This is a genomic window from Mycobacterium sp. IDUB_1, assembly GCF_055419625.1.
Window position 1 is genome coordinate 183,672 of sequence record NZ_JBVAYA010000003.1, and the last position, 20,223, is coordinate 203,894.

A 20,223-nucleotide genomic window follows, 5' to 3' on the forward strand; every position below is an offset into this window, starting at 1 on the left:
TCGTGTGGCACGCACCTCATCGAAAACGTCTGCCCCCGCCTCCAATTCTGCGCAGTCCAAGAAATCCGGCGGGCGCATGTCGGGACGCTTCTGGAAAATGCTCGGGGCCAGCACAGATCGCGACCAGAGCCGCTCGATGGACCAGGTCCGGGCGGCCGCGGACTTCGACGCCAAAGCCGCCGACCTCGACGACGAGAAGCTGACCAAGGCGGCCACCCTGCTGCAGCTCGAGGACCTCGCGGATTCGGCCGACATCCCGCAGTTCCTCGCGATCGCGCGCGAAGCATCCGAACGCACCACCGGCCTGCGCGCCTTCGACGTCCAGCTGCTGGGCGCGCAGCGGATGCTCGCCGGCGACGTCGTGGAGATGGCCACCGGTGAAGGCAAGACGCTCTCGGGCGCGATCGCCGCCGCCGGCTACGCACTCGCCGGCCGCAGCGTGCACGTCATCACGATCAACGACTACCTTGCCCGCCGCGACGCCGAGTGGATGGCGCCGCTGATCGAGGCCATGGGCCTGACCGTCGGCTGGATCACCGCCGACTCCACCGCCGAGGAACGCCGCGCCGCCTACCAGTGCAACGTCACCTACGCCTCGGTCAACGAGATCGGCTTCGACGTGCTGCGCGACCAGCTGGTCACCGATGTCGCCGACCTGGTGTCGCCCAACCCCGACGTCGCCCTCATCGACGAAGCCGACTCCGTCCTCGTCGACGAGGCGCTGGTGCCGCTGGTGCTGGCAGGCACCAGCCACCGCGAGTCCCCGCGGCTGGACCTGATCCGGTTCGTCGGCGAGCTCGTCGACGGCGTCGACTACGCCACCGATGCCGAGGGCCGCAACGTCCACCTCACCGAGTCCGGCGCCCAGAAGATCGAAGCCAAACTCGGCGGTATCGACCTCTACTCCGAAGAGCACGTCGCCACCACGCTGACCGAGATCAACGTCGCGCTGCACGCGCACGTGCTGCTGCAACGCGACGTGCACTACATCGTCCGCGACGACGCCGTGCACCTGATCAACGCCTCCCGCGGCCGCATCGCGACGCTGCAGCGCTGGCCCGACGGACTGCAGGCCGCCGTCGAGGCGAAAGAAGGCATCGAGACCACCGAGACGGGAGAGGTGCTCGACACCATCACCGTCCAGGCCTTGATCAACCGCTACCCGACGGTGTGCGGCATGACCGGCACCGCGCTGGCCGCCGGTGAACAGCTGCGTCAGTTCTACAAGCTCGGCGTGTCGCCGATCCCGCCGAACACCCCCAACATCCGCGAAGACGAACCCGACCGCGTCTACGTCACCGCCGCCGCACGCAACGAAGCAGTCCTCGACCACATCGCGACCGTCCACGAGACCGGCCAACCGATCCTCGTCGGCACCCGCGATGTCGCCGAATCCGAGGATCTGCACCGGCGGCTGGTCAAGGCCGGTGTCCCCGCGGTCGTGCTGAACGCCAAGAACGACGCCGAAGAGGCGGCCGTGATCGCCGAGGCCGGCGCACTCGGCGTGGTCACGGTGTCGACGCAGATGGCCGGACGCGGCACCGACATCCGGCTCGGCGGCTCCGACGAGAAGGACCACGATGCCGTCGCCGAGTTGGGTGGCCTGCACGTGATCGGCACCGGCCGCCACCACACCGAGCGGCTGGACAACCAGCTGCGCGGCCGTGCCGGGCGCCAGGGCGACCCCGGCTCGACGGTGTTCTTCTCCAGTTGGGAGGACGACGTGGTGGTCTCGCACCTCGACGCCGGCAAGCTGCCGCTGGACTGCGACTCCGACGGCAAGGTGCTCAGCCCGAAGGCCGCGACGCTGCTCGAACACGCCCAACGCGTCGCCGAGGGCCGCCTGCTCGACGTGCACGCCAACACCTGGCGCTACAACCAGTTGATCGCCCAGCAGCGCGCCATCCTGGTCGAGCGCCGAGAAGCGTTGCTGCGCACCGCAACTGCCCGCGAGGAGCTGGCCGCACTGTCGCCGCAGCGCTACGAGGAGCTGCTCGAGCAGCTGGGCGAGGGGGGTGAGGCGAAGCTGGAGAAGATCTGCCGGCTGATCATGCTCTACCACCTCGACCGCGGTTGGGCCGATCACCTGTCCTACCTGGCCGACATCCGCGAGAGCATCCACCTGCGCGCGCTGGGACGGCAGAACCCACTCGACGAATTCCACCGCCTCGCCGTCGACGCGTTCGGCTCGCTGGCCGCCGACGCGATCGAGGCCGCCCAGCAGACGTTCGACACCGCGCCGTCGATCGAGGACGAGCCCGGGGTGGATCTGTCCAAGCTGGCGCGCCCGACGTCGACCTGGACGTACATGGTGCACGACAACCCGCTCAACGACGACACCCTGTCAGCGCTGAGTTTGCCCGGGGTGTTCCGCTAGGTTCTACGCATGGCTCGCGGGTCTCAACCGGGGGACACCCCGGCACCGCCCGACCGGGTGCTGACGATCCCGAACGTGTTGTCGGTGCTGCGGCTCGTCCTCGTTCCGGTGTTCCTGGTGCTGCTGCTGGTCACGCACAACACCGGCTGGGCGGTGGCGGTGTTGATGTTCAGCGGTGCGTCCGACTGGGCCGACGGCAAGATCGCCCGGCTGTTCGACAACCAGTCGTCGCGGCTGGGCGCGCTGCTCGACCCCGCCGTGGACCGCATCTACATGATCGTCATCCCGATCGCGTTGGCGCTGGCCGGTGTCGTGCCCTGGTGGTTGGTGATCACGCTGCTGGGCCGCGACGTCGTGCTGGCGACGACGTTGCCGCTGCTGCGCAGCCGCGGATTGACCGCGCTTCCGGTCACCTACATCGGCAAGGCCGCGACGTTCGCGCTGATGTCGGGCCTGCCGCTGGTGCTGCTCGGGCAGGGCGACGCGGTCTGGCAGCCGCCGGTGCTCGCGTTCGGCTGGGGCTTCGTGATCTGGGGCACGGCGATGTACCTGTGGTCGGGGGTGCTGTACCTGATCCAGGTCGGCATGGTCGCGCGGTCGATGCCGCGCTCCAGATTCGGGGGCGCCGGGGTGCAGGCACCGTGACGCAGCTGGGTGGCTTCGACCCGTCGTCGGGGCGCAACGCGCACCGGGCGGGGGCGCCGACGCTGATCCCGGTGCCGTCGCTGCTGCGCTCGCTGCTGTCCGAACACCTCGATGCGGGCTACGCCGCCGCCGCGCAGTCGCCACGGGCCCGCACCGACCGGCTGTGGCAGGTGGCGGCGGCGGCGCTGGTCGCGGCGGTGTTCGCATTCGCCTGGTCGCAGGCGCGGGCGACCGAGCCCGGCGTGCGCGAATCCCAGCAGGTCCTGGTCGCCAGCGTGCGCGGCGCCGAAGCAGAGACTCGGGAGCTGACCGCGCAGCGCAACAGCCTGGCCGCCGACGCCGACGCACTGCGGCGCAGCCGGCTCGCCGGTGACGCGTCGGGCCGACAGCTGCTCGGCGAGCTCGACCAGGCGAGTTTCGCCGCGGCCGCGACACCGGTGATCGGGCCCGGCCTCACCGTCACCGTGACCGACCCCGGCGTCACCCGCGACCTGACCGACGTGTCCAAACAGCGTGTCGAGGGCAGCAGGCAGGTGATCCTCGACCGGGATCTGCAGCTGGTGGTCAACTCGCTGTGGCTGGCCGGTGCCGAGGCGATCTCGGTGGGCGGCGTCCGCATCGGCCCCAACGTGACGATCCGCCAGGCAGGCGGCGGCATCCTCGTCGACAATCAACCGATCAGCAGCCCCTACGCCGTGCTCGCAGTCGGACCGCCGCACGCCATGGCCGACGCGTTCGACCGCAGCTCCGGCCTGCAGCGGCTGCGGCTGCTCGAGGCCTCCTACGACGTGGGCGTCACGGTGGCCGCCGGCGACGGCCTGACCCTGCCGGCCGGCTCCGTACGAGACCTCACCTTCGCCAAAGGACTGCAGTGATCGGAATCGTCGCCCTGGTCGTCGGCATCGTCATCGGTGTCGTGTTCCACCCCAGCGTGCCGGAGGTGATCCAGCCCTATCTGCCGATTGCGGTCGTCGCTGCCCTGGACGCCGTGTTCGGCGGGTTGCGCGCCTATCTGGAGCACATCTTCGACGCCAAGGTGTTCGTGGTGTCGTTCGTGTTCAACGTGCTGGTGGCCGCGCTGATCGTGTACGTCGGAGACCAGCTCGGGGTGGGCACACAGCTCTCCACCGCGATCATCGTGGTGCTGGGAATCCGGATCTTCGGTAACGCCGCGGCACTGCGGCGCCGACTGTTCGGAGCCTGAGATGGGCGAGGCCCAGAACAACGACGAGGACCAGGCAGACCACCCGGCCGACCATCACGGCCGTCACGAGATGCCGCCCGCCGCGCACACGTCTGCGTTGGGCCGGTTGCGCCACCCCCGCAGCGGCGTGTTCGGCGTGCTGGCCGTGCTGCTGTGCCTGGTCCTGGGCATCGCGATCGCCACCCAGGTGCGCCAGACCGATTCCGGCGACGCCCTGGACACCGCCCGGCCCGCCGACCTGCTCGTGCTGCTGGATTCGCTGCAGCAGCGGGAAGCCGCGCTGAACTCCGAGGTGACCGAGCTGCAGCGCACGCTGTCGGAACTGCAGGCCTCGGGCAGTAGCGATCAAGCAGCGATCGAGAACGCCCGCGCTCGCCTGGCCGCTCTGTCGATCCTGATCGGCACCGTGCCCGCGACCGGGCCGGGGGTGACCCTCACGATCGCCGATCCGTCATCGGGGGTGGCCGCCGACACGATGCTCGACGTCATCAACGAGCTGCGCGCGGCCGGCGCCGAGGCGATGGAGATCCGCGGCGGCTCCGGTAGCGGAACCGATGGCGGTGGACAGGCCGCGGTGCGGATCGGTGTCGACACCTGGGTCGTCGGCGCCGCCGGCGCTCTCGTGGTGGACTCCACCACCCTCAGCCCGACGTATTCGGTTGTCGCCATTGGGGATCCGCCCACGCTAGCGGCGGCGATGAACATTCCGGGCGGCGCGATGGACAGCATCGAACGCGTCGGCGGATCGATGGTGATACAACAGTCCGACCGGGTCGACGTCACTGCCTTGCGGCAACCGAAACCCCGCCAATACGCTCAGCCCGTCAAATGACGTGACCGCCTGGGTCGCGAACAACCGAGAACCTTGGAGCCGAGGAGCACAGTGACCGAGATCCCCGCCGACCTGTCCTACACCGAAGAACACGAGTGGGTGGCGAAGACGGGCGACGACACGGTGCGCGTCGGCATCACCGATTTCGCCCAGTCGGCGCTGGGCGACGTGGTGTTCGTCCAGCTGCCCGACGTGGGTGCGGAGATCACCGCCGGAGAGTCCTTCGGGGAGGTCGAATCGACCAAGTCGGTGTCGGACCTCTACGCCCCCGTCACCGCCACGGTCGTCGCCGTCAACACCGATCTCGACGCCGACCCGCAACTGGTCAACTCGGACCCCTACGGCGGCGGCTGGCTGGTGGAACTGCAGGCAGACACCGAGTCGATGCAGGCCGCCCTGTCCTCTCTGCTCGACGCGGAGGCCTACCGCGCCCACGTGACCGACTGAGGGTTGTTAGGGTCGCAGTCGACCAGTAAGCGAATCCGGCCGTGGTGGACCCAATGGGGTCCGCTGCGCGGTACGGTCGACACCAGCGGCGAGACAGCTGGAGGTCCCGGCCGGAGATCGCCACAGCAGCCAGTAAGGAGCAGCGGGTGACGGAAAAAGACTTCACTTCGGGGGCCGACTCTGACGAAGTCACCGTGGAAACGACTTCGGTATTCCGTGCCGACTTCCTCAACGAGCTCGACGCTCCGCCCGCCGCAAGCGGCGAGAGCGCGGTCTCCGGAGTGGAGGGCCTGCCCGTCGGATCGGCGTTGCTCGTGGTCAAGCGCGGGCCGAACGCCGGCTCGCGCTTCCTTCTCGACCAGCCCACCACCTCGGCGGGCCGCCACCCCGACAGTGACATCTTCCTCGACGACGTCACCGTGAGTCGCCGGCATGCGGAGTTCCGCCTCGAGGGCGGCGAGTTCCAGGTCGTCGACGTCGGCAGCCTCAACGGCACTTACGTCAACCGCGAGCCCGTCGACTCGGCCGTGCTGGCCAATGGCGACGAGGTCCAGATCGGCAAGTTCCGCCTGGTCTTCCTGACCGGTCCCAAGGGCGTCGACGGCAGCTCCGACTGACCCGGCGACCTCTCACCGACCCCGGCACCTGACACTGCATCGCGGCGACGATCATCGATGACCCACCCTGAGGCTTCGGGACCGGACGGTGCGCGTGCCGAAGCCCTGGCCGGGATGTCGATCGGGGTCGTCCTCGACACGCTGCGTGCCGACTTCCCCGACGTCACGATCAGCAAGATCCGTTTCCTGGAAGCCGAGGGTCTGGTGACGCCGCAACGCACGGCGTCGGGCTACCGCCGGTTCACCGCGTACGACTGTGCGCGGTTGCGGTTCATCCTCACGGCGCAGCGCGACCACTACCTGCCGCTGAAGGTCATCAAGGCGCAGCTCGACGCGCAGCCCGACGGTGAACTGCCGCAGAGCCCGTCGGCGTACGCCACCCGGTTGATGCCGGTCGGTGAGGCGAAGACCGACCACGGCAGCGACTACGGCGGCGCCACGGCCGCCCCGGCACAGGCGCGGCTGACCCGGGACACCCTGCTGGAACGGTCCGGGGTCAGCGACGAGCTGCTCACCTCACTGGTGAAAACCGGGGTGATCACCCCGATCTTCAAAGGCGCGGGCACGGTGTTCTTCGACGAGCATTCGGTGGTGATCGCGCAATGCGCCCGTGCTCTGGCCGATTACGGAGTGGAGCCACGGCACCTGCGGGCCTTCCGGTCCGCGGCCGACCGCCAGTCCGACCTCATCGCCCAGATCGCAGGCCCGGTGGTGAAGGCAGGCAAGGCCGGCGCGCGTGACCGCGCCGACGACCTCGCGCGGGAAGTCGCGGCGCTGGCGATCACACTGCACACGTCATTGATCAAATCGGCCGTGCGCGACGTTCTCGATCGCTGAGGACTAGACTCGGCTTGACGGGTTTTCGTCTCCTCCGGCCCCCGTCGGGCCGCGGGGCTACAGCGCAACACCGGTGCGGAGGGTAGGCACAGATGGGTGAGGTTCGCGTCGTCGGAATCCGTGTGGAGCAGCCGCAGAACCAGCCCGTTCTGCTGCTCCGCGAGGCCACCGGTGACCGCTACCTGCCGATCTGGATCGGGCAGTCCGAAGCCGCCGCGATCGCCCTCGAACAGCAGGGCGTCGAGCCGGCCCGGCCCCTGACTCACGATCTGTTCCGCGATGTCATTGCCGCGCTGGGGCATTCGCTCAAAGAGGTCCGCATCGTCGATCTGCAAGAGGGCACGTTCTACGCGGATCTGATCTTCGATCGCGACATCAAGGTCTCCGCTCGGCCCTCGGATTCCGTGGCCATCGCGTTGCGTGTCGGGGTGCCCATCTACGTGGAAGAAGCGGTGCTTGCCGAAGCGGGCCTGCTGATCCCCGACGAGAACGACGACGACGCCCCTGGCGCGGTGCGCGAGGACGAGGTCGAGAAATTCAAGGAGTTCCTCGACTCGGTGTCGCCCGACGACTTCAAAGCCACCTGAGCGGCACTCCAAACACCCCTCTTGGTCACGGATGCGTCTCGTCGCACTCGACACGCGGGTCGGGTTTGCGGCCGCATCCTCGTCGGCGACGATACTTGCTTCCGACGGGCAGTCACAGCAGGCGTCCAAGCGTATGCTCGAACGAAGTTCGGGCCGGGATAACGTGCGCCCACGAGACGACGCGAGTTTCGATCGGCGAGAGGATTCGACACGTGGGAGACACGCCACGCCAGGAGCAGCTGGACCTGAACACCGGTGCCCCCGAGGCCGACACCCTTCCCCGGGTCGCCGCGGAGCCCGTGCAGGCCGGCCTGTTTCCTGATGACTCGGTGCCCGACGAACTCGTCGGCTACCGCGGGCCCAGCGCCTGCCAGATCGCCGGCATCACCTACCGCCAGCTCGACTACTGGGCCCGCACCTCCCTGGTGGTGCCCTCGATCCGCGGCGCGGCGGGCTCGGGAAGTCAGCGGCTGTACTCGTTCAAGGACATCCTGGTCCTCAAGATCGTCAAGCGACTACTCGACACCGGCATCTCGCTGCACAACATCCGCGTCGCCGTCGACCACCTGCGTCAGCGCGGCGTCTCTGACCTGGCGAACATCACCCTGTTCTCCGACGGCACCACGGTCTACGAGTGCACTTCGGCAGAAGAAGTGGTGGACCTGTTGCAGGGCGGTCAGGGCGTGTTCGGCATCGCGGTCTCCGGCGCCATGCGGGAACTGACCGGCGCCATCGCCGACTTCCCGGGTGAGCGCGCTGACGGCGGCGAGTCGATCTCCGCCCCCGAGGACGAGCTGGCCTCGCGGCGTAAGCATCGCGACCGCAAGATCGGCTGACACCGCACCTCTACGGGCGGCGCGCTAAACTGGCTGACGCATCGCCCTCGCGCGGGAGAGCTCTGTGACCGCCAGTCACAGGCGCCGAAGGAGCAACACCTCTCCGTCAACCTCTCAGGCCCCCGGACCGCGTCAGGCCCCGATGCCTCTGGAAAGCGGTGCTTCGCACCCGCCCATGGGGAAAGGCACACCGACATTCGCAGTCGGACGCTGCCGAATCTCTCAGGCAGCCCGGATCGGGTGGACGACAGAGGGGGAGGCGCCGGTACGCCTGCGCGCCTCGCGCCCGAACGTCGGGAGACTTTCCCCGTGTCGAATCACCCCGTGTCGAATCACAATGCACCTCGCGAACTGACCTTCGTCGACCGCCACATCGGGCCCGACGCCGACGCGGTTGCCACGCTTCTGGAGACGATCGGTGTCTCCTCTCTCGATGAACTCGCCGCCAAGGCCCTGCCCGCCGGCATTCTCGACGCATTGACCGGCGACGGCGACGACGCGGTGGCGCCCGGCCTGGACCATCTGCCCCCGGCGGCCACCGAAGCCGAGGCGCTCGCCGAGTTGCGCGCATTGGCCGACTCGAACACCGTCGCGGTGTCGATGATCGGCCAGGGCTACTACGACACGCTGACCCCGCCGGTGCTGCTGCGCAACATCCTGGAGAACCCGGCCTGGTACACCGCGTACACGCCGTATCAGCCGGAGATCAGCCAGGGTCGCCTCGAAGCGCTGCTGAACTTCCAGACGATGGTCACCGACCTCACCGGGCTCGAGGTGGCCAACGCCTCGATGCTCGACGAGGCCACGGCCGCCGCCGAGGCGATGACGCTGATGCAGCGTGCCGTGCGCGGCTCCAGCCGACGCCTGGCCGTCGACACCGACGTCTTCGCCCAGACCGCCGCGGTGCTGAGCACCCGCGCGCAGCCGCTCGGCATCGAGATCGTGACCGCCGACCTGCGCCAGGGCCTGCCCGAGGGCGACTTCTTCGGAGTGATCGTTCAGCTGCCCGGTGGGAGCGGAGCCGTGCAGGACTGGACAGCCCTGGTCACCGAGGCGCATGAGCGCGGCGCGCTCGTCGCCGTCGGCACCGACCTGCTCGCGTGCACGCTGATCGCCCCGCCGGGGGAGATCGGGGCCGATGTCGCGTTCGGCACCACGCAGCGCTTCGGTGTGCCGATGGGCTTCGGCGGCCCGCACGCCGGGTACCTGGCGGTGCACTCGAAGCACGCACGCCAGCTGCCGGGCCGCCTCGTCGGAGTGTCGGTGGACGCCGACGGAGCGCCGGCCTACCGCCTGGCTCTGCAGACCCGCGAACAGCACATCCGCCGCGACAAGGCGACGAGCAACATCTGCACCGCACAGGTGCTGCTCGCGGTGATGGCCGCGATGTACGCGAGCTACCACGGCGCCGACGGGCTGCGTGCGATCGCCGCACGCGTGCACGGGCGAGCGACGAGCCTGGCCGGCGGCCTGGCCGAGGCCGGCGTCGACGTCGTCCATCCCGCGTTCTTCGACACCGTGCTGGCCCGGGTGCCGGGCCGGGCCCGCGAGGTCGTCGACGCAGCCAAGCGACGTGGCATCAACCTGTGGCTCGTCGACGCCGACCACGTGTCGGTGTCCTGCGACGAGGCCACCACCGATGCGCATGTGGCCGACGTGCTCGCCGCGTTCTCCGGCGGTGCCACGACGGTGGCCCCTGCCTCAGCCGGTAGCGACATCGCGAACCGGACGTCGGAGTTCCTGACCCATCCGGCGTTCACCTCGTACCGCACCGAGACCGCGATGATGCGCTACCTGCGCTCGCTGGCCGACAAGGACATCGCGCTGGATCGGAGCATGATCCCGCTGGGCTCCTGCACGATGAAGCTGAACGCGGCCGCTGAGATGGAGCCGATCACGTGGCCCGAGTTCGGTCGCCAGCACCCCTTCGCGCCCGCGTCGGACACCCCGGGGCTCCGCCGCCTGATCGCCGATCTGCAGGCATGGCTGACGGGCATCACCGGCTACGACGAGATCTCGCTGCAGCCCAACGCCGGCTCGCAGGGCGAGTACGCCGGCCTGCTCGCGATCCAGGCCTATCACATCGCGGCGGGCCAGGCCGAGCGCAACGTGTGCCTGATCCCGTCGAGCGCGCACGGCACCAACGCGGCCTCGGCGGCGCTGGCCGGCATGAAGGTCGTGGTGGTCGCGTGCCGCGAGAACGGTGACGTCGACCTCGACGATCTGCGCGCCAAGATCGCCCAGCACGCCGAGCACCTGTCGGCGCTGATGATCACCTATCCGTCCACCCACGGCGTCTACGAGCACGACGTCGCCGACATCTGCGCCGCGGTGCACGACGCCGGCGGGCAGGTCTACGTCGACGGCGCGAATCTGAACGCACTCGTCGGGCTGGCCCGCCCCGGCAAGTTCGGCGGCGACGTCAGCCACCTGAACCTGCACAAGACGTTCTGCATCCCCCACGGTGGCGGTGGACCCGGCGTCGGCCCGGTCGCGGTGCGTTCGCACCTGGCGCCGTACCTGCCCGGGCATCCGCTGGCCGACGAACTCTCCGACGAGCTGACCGTGTCTGCGGCGCCGTACGGTTCGGCGTCGATCCTGCCGATCACGTGGGCCTACATCCGGATGATGGGGGCCCACGGGCTGCGGTCGGCCACCCTGGTCGCGATCGCGTCGGCCAACTACATCGCCCGCCGTCTCGACGAGTACTACCCGGTGCTCTACACCGGCGAGAACGGCATGGTCGCCCACGAGTGCATCCTCGATCTGCGCGGTATCACGAAGGCGACGGGCGTGACGGTCGACGACGTGGCCAAGCGCTTGGCCGACTACGGGTTCCACGCGCCGACGATGAGCTTCCCCGTCGCCGGCACGCTGATGGTGGAGCCGACCGAGAGCGAGTCGCTCGCCGAGGTCGACGCGTTCTGCGAGGCGATGATCGCGATCCGCGCCGAGATCGACAAGGTGGGCTCGGGGGAGTGGCCGGCCGAGGACAACCCGCTGCGCGGCGCGCCGCACACGGCTCAGAGCCTGCTGGTCGACGCCTGGGATCACCCGTACACGCGCGAGCAGGCGGCTTATCCGCTGGGGCACGGGTTCCGGCCGAAGGTGTGGCCGCCGGTGCGACGCATCGACGGGGCGTACGGCGATCGCAATCTGGTGTGCTCGTGCCCGCCCGTGGAGGCGTTCGCCTGATCGATAGGGTGTCCCGGTGACACAGCCGAGGTTGTTCATCTTTCCGCATGCGGGCGGGTCCGCTCAGTACTACGTGCCGTTCGCCAAGACCTTCACGATCGACATCAAGCGGACCGCGGTGCAGTACCCCGGACAGCGCGGCAAGCAGGATTTCGCGTCGTTCACCAGCCTGCCCGCACTCGCCGACGAGGTCGTCACGATGGTGTCCCCGGAGAAAGACCACGGGGGACCCGTGTTCTTCTTCGGGCACAGCATGGGTGGGCTGCTGGCGTTCGAGGTGGCACGCAGATTCGAGGACGCCGGCCGGCCGATCAGCGGGCTGTTCGTGTCCGCGGTGGCCGCGCCGGGCCACGTCGGCTACGAGGACATCCCGGACGACGACGAGGGGCTGCTCGGTGCGGTGAGCACGATGACGGGCGCCAATCCGGAGTTCATGAAGAGCCCCGAGTTCGCGGCGGCGATCCTGCCGACTCTGCGCGGGCTCAAGGCGATCGCGTCGTACAGCTGCCCGCCCGAGGTGACGCTGTCCGGACCGATCCACGCCTACTTCGGCGACGACGACGAGATCGCCACGGCCGCGAAGGTGGCGCCGTGGGCCGACCGCACCCGGTCGGACTTCACGGCGCTCGAGCTGCCGGGCCATCACTTCTATCTCAATGAGCAACTCGGCCAGGTGGTGCCCGACATCGAGGCGAAGATCGCGGCGCGGATCGCCGCAGCGAGCTGATCGGCTGGTGTGGCTTTGACCACACCGGCGCTGGCACAGCGGTTGTCGGCGTCGCCGCGCGGAGCACATCAGATCGGTCGCCGTGGTACGCGCCGGTCCACTTCGGGAGGCTGGCCGGACCTGCAACTTACCGGGGAGTCAGGAACGTACTCGACATCGGCGTGCAAATACCGCAAACTGTTTACGCACGTGTCAAGGCGACTGGGGCATGGCGTTGCGCTGCCGCGCCACTCGATTCGCATACCGGCCTGCGCCTCCGCCGAGCAACCGGCCGCCGGTGAGTGAGGTGGACGTTTGCTGAGCTGGCAAAACCTGCGGCGTTGCATCGGGAATAAAAACGGCCGTCCGTGCAGCGCGTTTCGGACGAAATCGGGGTCGATCGAGCGACTTCCCTCTGGCAAGCACTTCGTGGTCTAATCCTTGGTCGGATTACACGACATTTGTGACGGGTCGGTGTTAGCCTTCGGCCAAGCGGGGGATGCGCGGCACGAGCTGGCGTCCGGTTTGCCACGCGGCAATGGGGCCGGGACGCAGGATCAAACGATGAAAGGACGTCGCCATGCCTTTGCTTGAGTCGACCATTCCTGGCCTCCTCGCCGAGCGAGCGCGGCTACAGCCCGATGACGCGGCGTACACCTTTCTCGACTTCGACATCGACCCCAACGGCTACGCCGAGACCCTGACGTGGTCGCAGGTTCACCACCGTGTTCAGGTCGTCGCTGCCGAACTGCTGCGCCACGGCAGCAAGGGCGATCGTGCGGCCATCCTCGCTCCGCAGGGGCTCGAGTACATCGTCGCGTTCTACGGCGCGATGGCCGCGGGCATGATCGCGGTGCCGCTGCCGGTTCCAGCGATGGGTCAGCTCGACGAGCGCGTCAACGGTGCCCTGCGCGACTGCCAGCCCACCGCCGTGCTGACCACCTCCGCCGTGGTCGGGGAGATCCTGAACTACGTGGGCAATCTGCCCGGCGGTAACCCGCCCGCCGTCGTCGAGGTCGACGCCCTCGACCTCGATTCTCCGGTGACCCCCCAGGTCAACGTCGGTCCGCTGCCCAAGACCGCCTACCTGCAGTACACCTCCGGCTCCACGCGCGCACCGGCCGGCGTGATCATGACCCACCAGAACGTGATCGCGAACGTCAAGCAGGTGTTCGACGACTACATGGAGCACCGCAACGGCGTGCCGCCGCGCGACATCACGCTTGTGTCGTGGCTGCCCTTCTATCACGACATGGGCCTCATCCAGGGCGTCTTCGCCTCGCTGCTGACCCCGGACGAAGACAATGGCGGACGGCTGCACGGCCGGCCCGCGGTCGTCATGAGCCCGGTCGCGTTCCTGCAGAAGCCGGCCCGCTGGATTCAGCAGCTCGGGCTGAACACATGCGCTTGGTCGGCGGCCCCCAACTTCGCGTTCGAACTGTCGGTACGGCGCACCACCGATGCCGATCTCGAGGGCCTGGACTTCACCGGCGTCCTCGGCATCATCAGCGGTAGCGAGCGCATCCACTCGGCCACCATCCGCCGCTTCAACGAGCGTTTCACCCCCTTCGGGATGCCCCCGACGACGGTGCTGCCGTCCTACGGTCTGGCCGAAGCCACCCTGTACGTGATCTCGGCTCCGATCGGGCACACCCCGTCGACCGTGCGCTTCGACTACGAGAAGCTGGCCGCCGGCCACGCGGAACGCTGCGGCACCGAAGCGGGCACCGAGCTCGTCACCTACGGCGCACCGCGGTCGTCGACCATCCGCATCGTCGACCCGGAGACGTGCGTCGAGAATCCCGACGGCAAGGTCGGCGAGATCTGGATTCACGGCGAACAGGTCGCGCTGGGCTACTGGCGGGATCCGGTCAAGACCGAGCGCACCTTCAACGGCCAGCTGGTGAACCCGTCCGAGGGCACGCCCGTCGGTCCCTGGCTGCGTACCGGTGACCTCGGCGTCATGAGCGAGGGCGAGATGTTCATCATCGGCCGCATCAAGGACATGCTGATCGTCGACGGCCGCAACCACTACCCGGACGACATCGAGGCCACCATCCAGGAGATCACCGGGGGCCGCGTCGCCGCGATCTCGGTGCTCGACGACACCAGTGAGCAGCTCGTCGCCGTGGTGGAGCTGAAGAAGAAGGGCACGTCGGAAGCCGAGGCGCTCGACAAGCTCAAGGCCGTCAAGCGTGAGGTCGCCTCGGCGATCAAGAAGACCCACAGCGTGCGCGTGTCCGACCTGGTCCTCGTCGCACCCGGTTCCATCCCGATCACCACCAGCGGCAAGATCCGGCGCTCGGCCTGCGTGGACCGCTACCGCTCCGACGAGTTCAGCCGGTTGGACGTCACTACATGACCTCTGCTTTCGACGAGGATGCACTCCGGCACTGGTTGGTCGACTACCTGGTCACCAACATCGGATGCAGCCCTGACGAAATCGATCTCGATGCTCCGCTGAACGACCTCGCTGTCGGGTCCAGTGACGCCGTCGTGCTGACCGGCGAGCTGTCCGAGCTGCTCGGGCGCACGGTGTCACCGGTCGAGTTCTGGCAGTACCCGACGATCAACACGCTCGCCAGATTCCTCACCGGCGGCGAGGTCGATCCCATCGAGGCTCCCGTCGGCACGGTCGCTGCCGCCCGGGAGGGTGGCAGAGCCGACTACGACGACGCGATCGCGGTCATCGGGCTCGGCCTGCGTCTGCCCAACGGCTCCGATGCCGACGGCAACCTCGAGGGGCCCGACCAGTACTGGGAGTTCCTCACCGAAGGCCGGTCCGCGGTACGCGAGGTGCCCGCCGACCGCTGGGAGTCGTTCCGGATCGATTCCCCCGAGGCGGCCGCCGCCCTCGCCGGCACCACCCGGTGGGGGTCGTTCCTCCGCGACGTCGACGCGTTCGACGCGGAGTTCTTCGAGATCTCTCCGAGCGAGGCCGACAGGATGGACCCCCAGCAGCGGCTGCTGCTGGAGGTCACCCACGAGGCGCTCGAGAACGCCGGCATCCCGGCCCACAGCCTCCGGCACACCCAGACCGGCGTGTTCGCGGCCGCATGCCTGGGGGAGTACGGCTACCTGTCGACCACCGACCTCGGCGATGTCGACTCGTGGTCGGGCACCGGCGGTGCGCTGTCGATCATCGCCAACCGGGTGTCCTACTACTTCGATCTGCGCGGCCCGTCGATGACGATCGACACGGCGTGCTCGTCGTCGTTGGTGACGATTCACCTGGCGTGCCAGAGCCTGCGGGCCGGCGATTCGGACGTGGCGTTGGCCGCCGGGGTCAACATGGTGCTGTCGCCAGCCGTGACCCGCAGCTTCGACCAGCTCGAGGCGATGTCGAAGACCGGGCAGTGCCACGCGTTCGACGCGGCCGCCGACGGGTTCGTCCGCGGCGAGGGCTGCGGAGTGACGGTGCTCAAGCGCCTCTCCGACGCCCAGCGCGACGGCGACCGCATCCTCGCGGTGATCCGCGGCTCTGCGGTGAACCAGGACGGCAGGTCCAACGGTCTGATGGCGCCGAACCCGGCCGCGCAGATGGCCGTGCTGCGGTCGGCCTACGCCGCGGCGGGCGTCGAGCCACGCGATGTCGACTACGTGGAGGCGCACGGCACCGGCACGCTGCTCGGTGATCCGATCGAGGCCCGCGCGCTGGGCACGGTGCTCGGCCGCGGCCGGCCCGCGGACCGTCCGCTGCTGCTGGGTGCGGTGAAGTCCAACCTGGGGCACCTGGAGGCCGCGGCGGGTATCGCCGGCTTCGCCAAAGCCGTTCTGGCGTTGCAGCACAACACGATTCCCGCCAACCGCGGCTATAAGAACCCGAACCCGCACATCCCGTTCGACAACCTGCGCCTGCGGGTCGTCGCCGAGCACACCGAGTGGGCGCCGGCCGGGCGGCCGCGCCGGGCCGGGATCTCGTCGTTCGGCTTCGGCGGCACCAACGCCCACGTCGTCATCGAAGAGGCGCCGCGAGCGGCCGCTCCCGCCCCAGCCCAGGAGCCGGCGGTGACCACGCTCGTCGTGACGGGTCGCACGCCGGAGCGCGTCGCCGCGCAGGCCGGGATGCTGGCGGACTGGATGGCCGGTGCGGGCGCGGAGGCGTCACTGGGCGACGTCGCGGACGCGCTGAACCATCACCGCTCGCACCACAACAAGTTCGCCACCGTGGTCGCCCGCAATCGCGCGCAGGCCCTCGCCGGTCTGCAGGCACTGGCCACGGGCCAGTCGGCGCCCGGTGTCGTCGGCCCGCACATCGGCGCCTGCACGCCGGGCACGGTGTTCGTGTATTCGGGGCAGGGTTCGCAGTGGGCGGGGATGGGTCGGCAGTTGCTGGCCGATGAGCCGGCGTTTGCCGCTGCCGTGGCGGAGATCGAGCCGGTGTTCGTGGACACGGTCGGGTTCTCGCTGCAGCAGGTGATCGCCGAGGGTCGTGCGGTCAGCGGTGATGCCGAGGTGCAGCCGGTGCTGATGGGTCTGCAGTTGGCGTTGACCGAGTTGTGGCGCTCTCATGGGGTGCATCCGGATGCGGTGATCGGGCATTCGATGGGTGAGGTGACCGCTGCCGTGGTCGCGGGGGCGTTGAGCCTGGCTGATGGCTTGACGGTCATCGCGGCCCGCTCCTCGATCATGTCGCGCCTGGCCGGCCAGGGCGCCGTCGCGCTCGTCGAACTCGATCCCGATGCCGCCGAGACGCTGGTCGCCGACTATCCGAGCGTCGAGGTCGCCGGGTTGGTGTCGCCGCGCCAGACGGTCGTCGCGGGTCTGCCCGACGAGGTCGACGCGGTGATCGCCGCCGTCGGCGCGCAGGACCGCTTCGCGCGCCGCGTCAACATGGAGGTCGCCTCCCACACCGCGCTGATGGACCCGGTGCTGCCGGATCTGCGTGACGCGTTCGCCGCCATCACGCCGCGCACGCCGTCGATCCCGTTCCTCTCGACCGTCGTCGACGAGCAGGATCCCGTGCTCGACGCCGACTACTGGGTGGCCAACGTGCGCCAGCCTGTGCACTTCAGCCGGGCCGTGGCCGCCGCCGCGCAGGAGATCGGCACGTTCGTCGAAATCAGCCCCAACCCGATCCTGACCTACGCCGTCGCCGACACACTCACCACCGGACACCATCACGCACTGGGCACGCTGGTGCGCGACGGCGACGACACGGTGTCGTTCCACACCACGCTCAACGCCACCCACACCACGCATGCGCCGGAAACCGAACACCCGCCGCACCAGGGCGGCCCGCGCGTCGCACTGCCGACGACGCCGTGGCACCGCACCCGGCACTGGGCGCTCCGCAAGCCCACGTCATCGGGGCCGTCGGCGCCGCGTCCGGGCACCGTCCTGGGTGGCCACACCGTCGTCGCCGGCCCGCAGCCCGGCCACCTGTGGCAGGCCCGGCTGACGCCGCAGGCGCGACCGTATCCGCATCCGCACCGGTTCGCCGGCACCGAGATCGTGCCGCTGTCGGTACTGCTGCAGACGCTGGCGCTGGCCGCCGAGCGGGTGGGCGCCGCGGCGCTCGCCGACGTGCGCTTCGAATTCCCGATCGGCCTCGACGCGCCGCGGGTGGTGCAGGTCTACGCCGACGCCGACGTCGTGACGATATCGTCCGCCACCGGTGACGACAGCGGCGACGACAGTGGGGCCCGCCGGTGGATCCGGCACGTCAGCTCGCGCATCAGCCGCGAGGCCGTCGGACCCACCGATCCCGCCGGATCGGACGTGTCGGGCTCGGCAGGTTATGACCCCAGCGCGCTGGCCGAACTACATCAGGCGTGGGGGATCGAGGGCCTGGCCTATCCGTGGACGGTCGGCGGACACACGCAGGCGCACGGTGAAGCGCGCACCGAGGTGACCTTCGCCGACGCTCCCGGGGCGCCGCTGGCCGCCGCGCTGGACGCCGCCGTCAACCTGGGCCGCCTCGTCGACGCGTCCACCCCCGGTCTGATGGTGCCGGCCGCGGTCGAGCAGTTCATCGTCGGTGACGCGAGCGCGGGGCGCGGCACCGTGGTGACCCGTTACCGCAACCGCGACGACGACGGTCTCGTCGTCGACCTGTCCGTCGAATCCGCCGACGGCACCGTTGTCGCCGACCTGCGTGGCGTGCGCTATGCCGCGGTCGACGTGAACGAGGCGGCGCCCGCCGCCGCCGAACCGCGCCGCATCGCCCACCGGTTGGACTGGCAGCCGTGGACCACAGATACGCCGGGCACCGACACCGGTTCCGTCGCCGTCGTCGGCTCCGGGACATTCGCCGCCGCACTGCGCGCAGCCGTCGAGACCGAGGCTGAGGTGACCGAGGCCCGCACCGTCGTCTACGTCGCCGACTCCGACGGTCCGTCTGCCCAAGAGACCGCAGTCCGGCTGACCACCGAGGTGGGCGAGCTGGTCGCCACGCTCGCCGACCGGGAGCCGCGCCACCCCGTGACGCTGTGGGTCATCACCCACGGGGTCTTCGAATCCGCCACCGAATCGGCGCTGCGCCAGAGCCCGCTGTGGGGGTTGGCCGGCGTCATCGGCGCCGAACAGCCGCAGCTGTGGGGCGGTCTCATCGACGTCTCCGAGGCCGGCACCGACGCCTCGAACGACGCCGAGACGCTGGTCACCGCGCTGGCCGACCCCGTCAAGTCGGTGTCCGTGTGGCGCGACGGCCAACTGCTGACCCCGACGCTGGCCGAGCTCACCGAGGCGCCGGTGCGCGAACCGCTGCACTGCCGGCCCGATGCCGCCTACCTGATCACCGGCGGCATGGGCGTGCTGGGTCTGCTGATGGCTGACTGGCTCGCTGACCGGGGTGCACGCCGCGTGGTGCTGGCGGGCCGCACAGCGCTGCCGCCGCGCCGCGTGTGGGCCGAGGTCACCGAGCCCGACCGGCGGCACAAGATCGATGCGATCCGCGCGCTCGAACTGCGTGGGGTCAGCGTCGACACCGTCGCGATCGACATCGCCGACCGTAACGCGGTGGCTGCGCTGCTCGATCGCCGTGACGCCGACGGCGCACCGCCGATCCGCGGTGTCATCCACGCCGCAGGCATGACCGAGGCTCAGCTGCTCACCGAGCTGGAATCCGAGCGTGTGCACCGCACGGTGTGGCCGAAGATCGCCGGCGCGCAGGTGCTCGCGGACCTCTTCCCGCCGAAGGCGCTGGATTTCCTCTACCTGGCCGCCTCCGCGGGCGCGGTGTTCGGCATCCCTGGCCAGGGCGCCTACGCCGCGGGCAACGCCTACCTCGACGCGCTCGCCCGCGCCCGGCACGCCCAGGGCGACAACACGGTCAGCCTGGACTGGGTCGCGTGGCGCGGCCTCGGCTTCGGTAGCGAAGCCCAGGTCGTGGTGTCCGAGCTGGAGCGGGTGGGCTCACGGCCCGTCGCACCGGGCGAGGCGTTCGCGGCGTGGGACCACGTCACGCGGTTCGACATCGACCAGGTCGTGATGGCCCCGATGAGTTCGGCGCAGGATGCCGCCGCCGTCGGTGCCGACGCGCACCGGCCGTCGGCGCCGACACGGAACTGGGCCGCCTTGGAGGGTGACGAGCTGCTCGCCGAGCTGCGCGACGGCTTGCGCGGCATCCTCGCGACCGAGTTGCGCCTGCCGGAAAGCGACGTGCTCACCGATCGGCCGTTCGCGGAGATGGGTTTGAACTCGGTCATGGCGATGTCGATCCGCCGGGAGATCGAGCGCTTGGTCGGGCTGGAGTTGTCGGCGACGATGCTGTTCAACCACCCGACGATCGACAGCTTCGCCGGCTATCTGGCGCAGCAGCTGAACCCGGAGGCAGGTGGCGACGATGCCACGGCCGCCGCCGATGACGACGAGGACAGCCTGCTGGACTCGCTGTTCGACAGCGTCGAGTCGAACTGATCGCACGATCGTGCCGACGCGACGGAATCCCCCGAATTTCCCGGATCGACCCGACGCGCGAGACCATGTCGGGAGATGTC

Annotated in this window: 14 protein-coding genes and 1 riboswitch; all 14 genes read left to right on the forward strand. The window is 69.5% G+C overall.

Going from position 1 to position 20,223, the window contains the following annotated elements:
• Window positions 1-76: 76 nt before the first annotated feature.
• Window positions 77-2,377 (forward strand): accessory Sec system translocase SecA2, encoded by a 2,301-nt coding sequence (secA2, locus tag ACZYYX_RS18250; protein ID WP_463816502.1) that lies wholly within the window; start codon window positions 77-79, stop codon window positions 2,375-2,377.
• Window positions 2,378-2,386: 9 nt separating this feature from the next.
• On the forward strand, window positions 2,387-3,022 hold the full coding sequence (locus tag ACZYYX_RS18255; RefSeq protein ID WP_463816001.1) for a CDP-alcohol phosphatidyltransferase family protein: 636 nt from the start codon (window positions 2,387-2,389) through the stop codon (window positions 3,020-3,022).
• The gene (locus ACZYYX_RS18260) at window positions 3,019-3,897 is read left to right on the forward strand and encodes a DUF881 domain-containing protein (protein ID WP_463816002.1); all 879 of its coding nucleotides are present in this window, start codon (window positions 3,019-3,021) and stop codon (window positions 3,895-3,897) included. Before ACZYYX_RS18255 ends, ACZYYX_RS18260 begins: the two co-directional genes overlap by 4 nt.
• Window positions 3,894-4,226, forward strand: coding sequence for a small basic family protein (locus tag ACZYYX_RS18265; protein WP_463816003.1), 333 nt, complete (start codon window positions 3,894-3,896; stop codon window positions 4,224-4,226). Before ACZYYX_RS18260 ends, ACZYYX_RS18265 begins: the two co-directional genes overlap by 4 nt.
• Window position 4,227: 1 nt before the next feature.
• Complete coding sequence (locus tag ACZYYX_RS18270; RefSeq protein WP_463816004.1) at window positions 4,228-5,058, forward strand: DUF881 domain-containing protein; 831 nt, start codon at window positions 4,228-4,230, stop codon at window positions 5,056-5,058.
• 51 nt (window positions 5,059-5,109) lie between these two features.
• On the forward strand, window positions 5,110-5,505 hold the full coding sequence (gcvH, locus tag ACZYYX_RS18275; protein WP_463816005.1) for a glycine cleavage system protein GcvH: 396 nt from the start codon (window positions 5,110-5,112) through the stop codon (window positions 5,503-5,505).
• 146 nt (window positions 5,506-5,651) lie between these two features.
• Window positions 5,652-6,122, forward strand: coding sequence for a glycogen accumulation regulator GarA (garA, locus tag ACZYYX_RS18280; RefSeq protein ID WP_463816006.1), 471 nt, complete (start codon window positions 5,652-5,654; stop codon window positions 6,120-6,122).
• Between the two features lie 57 nt (window positions 6,123-6,179).
• Window positions 6,180-6,959, forward strand: coding sequence for a transcriptional regulator FtsR (ftsR, locus tag ACZYYX_RS18285; protein ID WP_463816007.1), 780 nt, complete (start codon window positions 6,180-6,182; stop codon window positions 6,957-6,959).
• A gap of 92 nt (window positions 6,960-7,051) precedes the next feature.
• Entirely contained in the window at window positions 7,052-7,546 is a 495-nt protein-coding gene (locus ACZYYX_RS18290) for a bifunctional nuclease family protein (RefSeq protein ID WP_463816008.1), read from the forward strand.
• A gap of 212 nt (window positions 7,547-7,758) precedes the next feature.
• On the forward strand, window positions 7,759-8,382 hold the full coding sequence (locus tag ACZYYX_RS18295; RefSeq protein ID WP_463816009.1) for a MerR family transcriptional regulator: 624 nt from the start codon (window positions 7,759-7,761) through the stop codon (window positions 8,380-8,382).
• A 42-nt stretch (window positions 8,383-8,424) separates the two neighbouring features.
• Window positions 8,425-8,522: riboswitch (glycine riboswitch) on the forward strand.
• Between the two features lie 211 nt (window positions 8,523-8,733).
• The gene (gene gcvP, locus ACZYYX_RS18300; protein WP_463816503.1) at window positions 8,734-11,577 is read left to right on the forward strand and encodes an aminomethyl-transferring glycine dehydrogenase; all 2,844 of its coding nucleotides are present in this window, start codon (window positions 8,734-8,736) and stop codon (window positions 11,575-11,577) included.
• A gap of 16 nt (window positions 11,578-11,593) precedes the next feature.
• Entirely contained in the window at window positions 11,594-12,304 is a 711-nt protein-coding gene (locus tag ACZYYX_RS18305; protein ID WP_463816010.1) for a thioesterase II family protein, read from the forward strand.
• A gap of 559 nt (window positions 12,305-12,863) precedes the next feature.
• Window positions 12,864-14,645 carry an AMP-binding protein gene (locus ACZYYX_RS18310; RefSeq protein WP_463816011.1) on the forward strand — a complete coding sequence of 594 codons (1,782 nt, stop codon included), beginning with the start codon at window positions 12,864-12,866 and terminating at the stop codon, window positions 14,643-14,645.
• Entirely contained in the window at window positions 14,642-20,143 is a 5,502-nt protein-coding gene (locus tag ACZYYX_RS18315; protein WP_463816012.1) for a type I polyketide synthase, read from the forward strand. Before ACZYYX_RS18310 ends, ACZYYX_RS18315 begins: the two co-directional genes overlap by 4 nt.
• Window positions 20,144-20,223 lie beyond the last annotated feature (80 nt).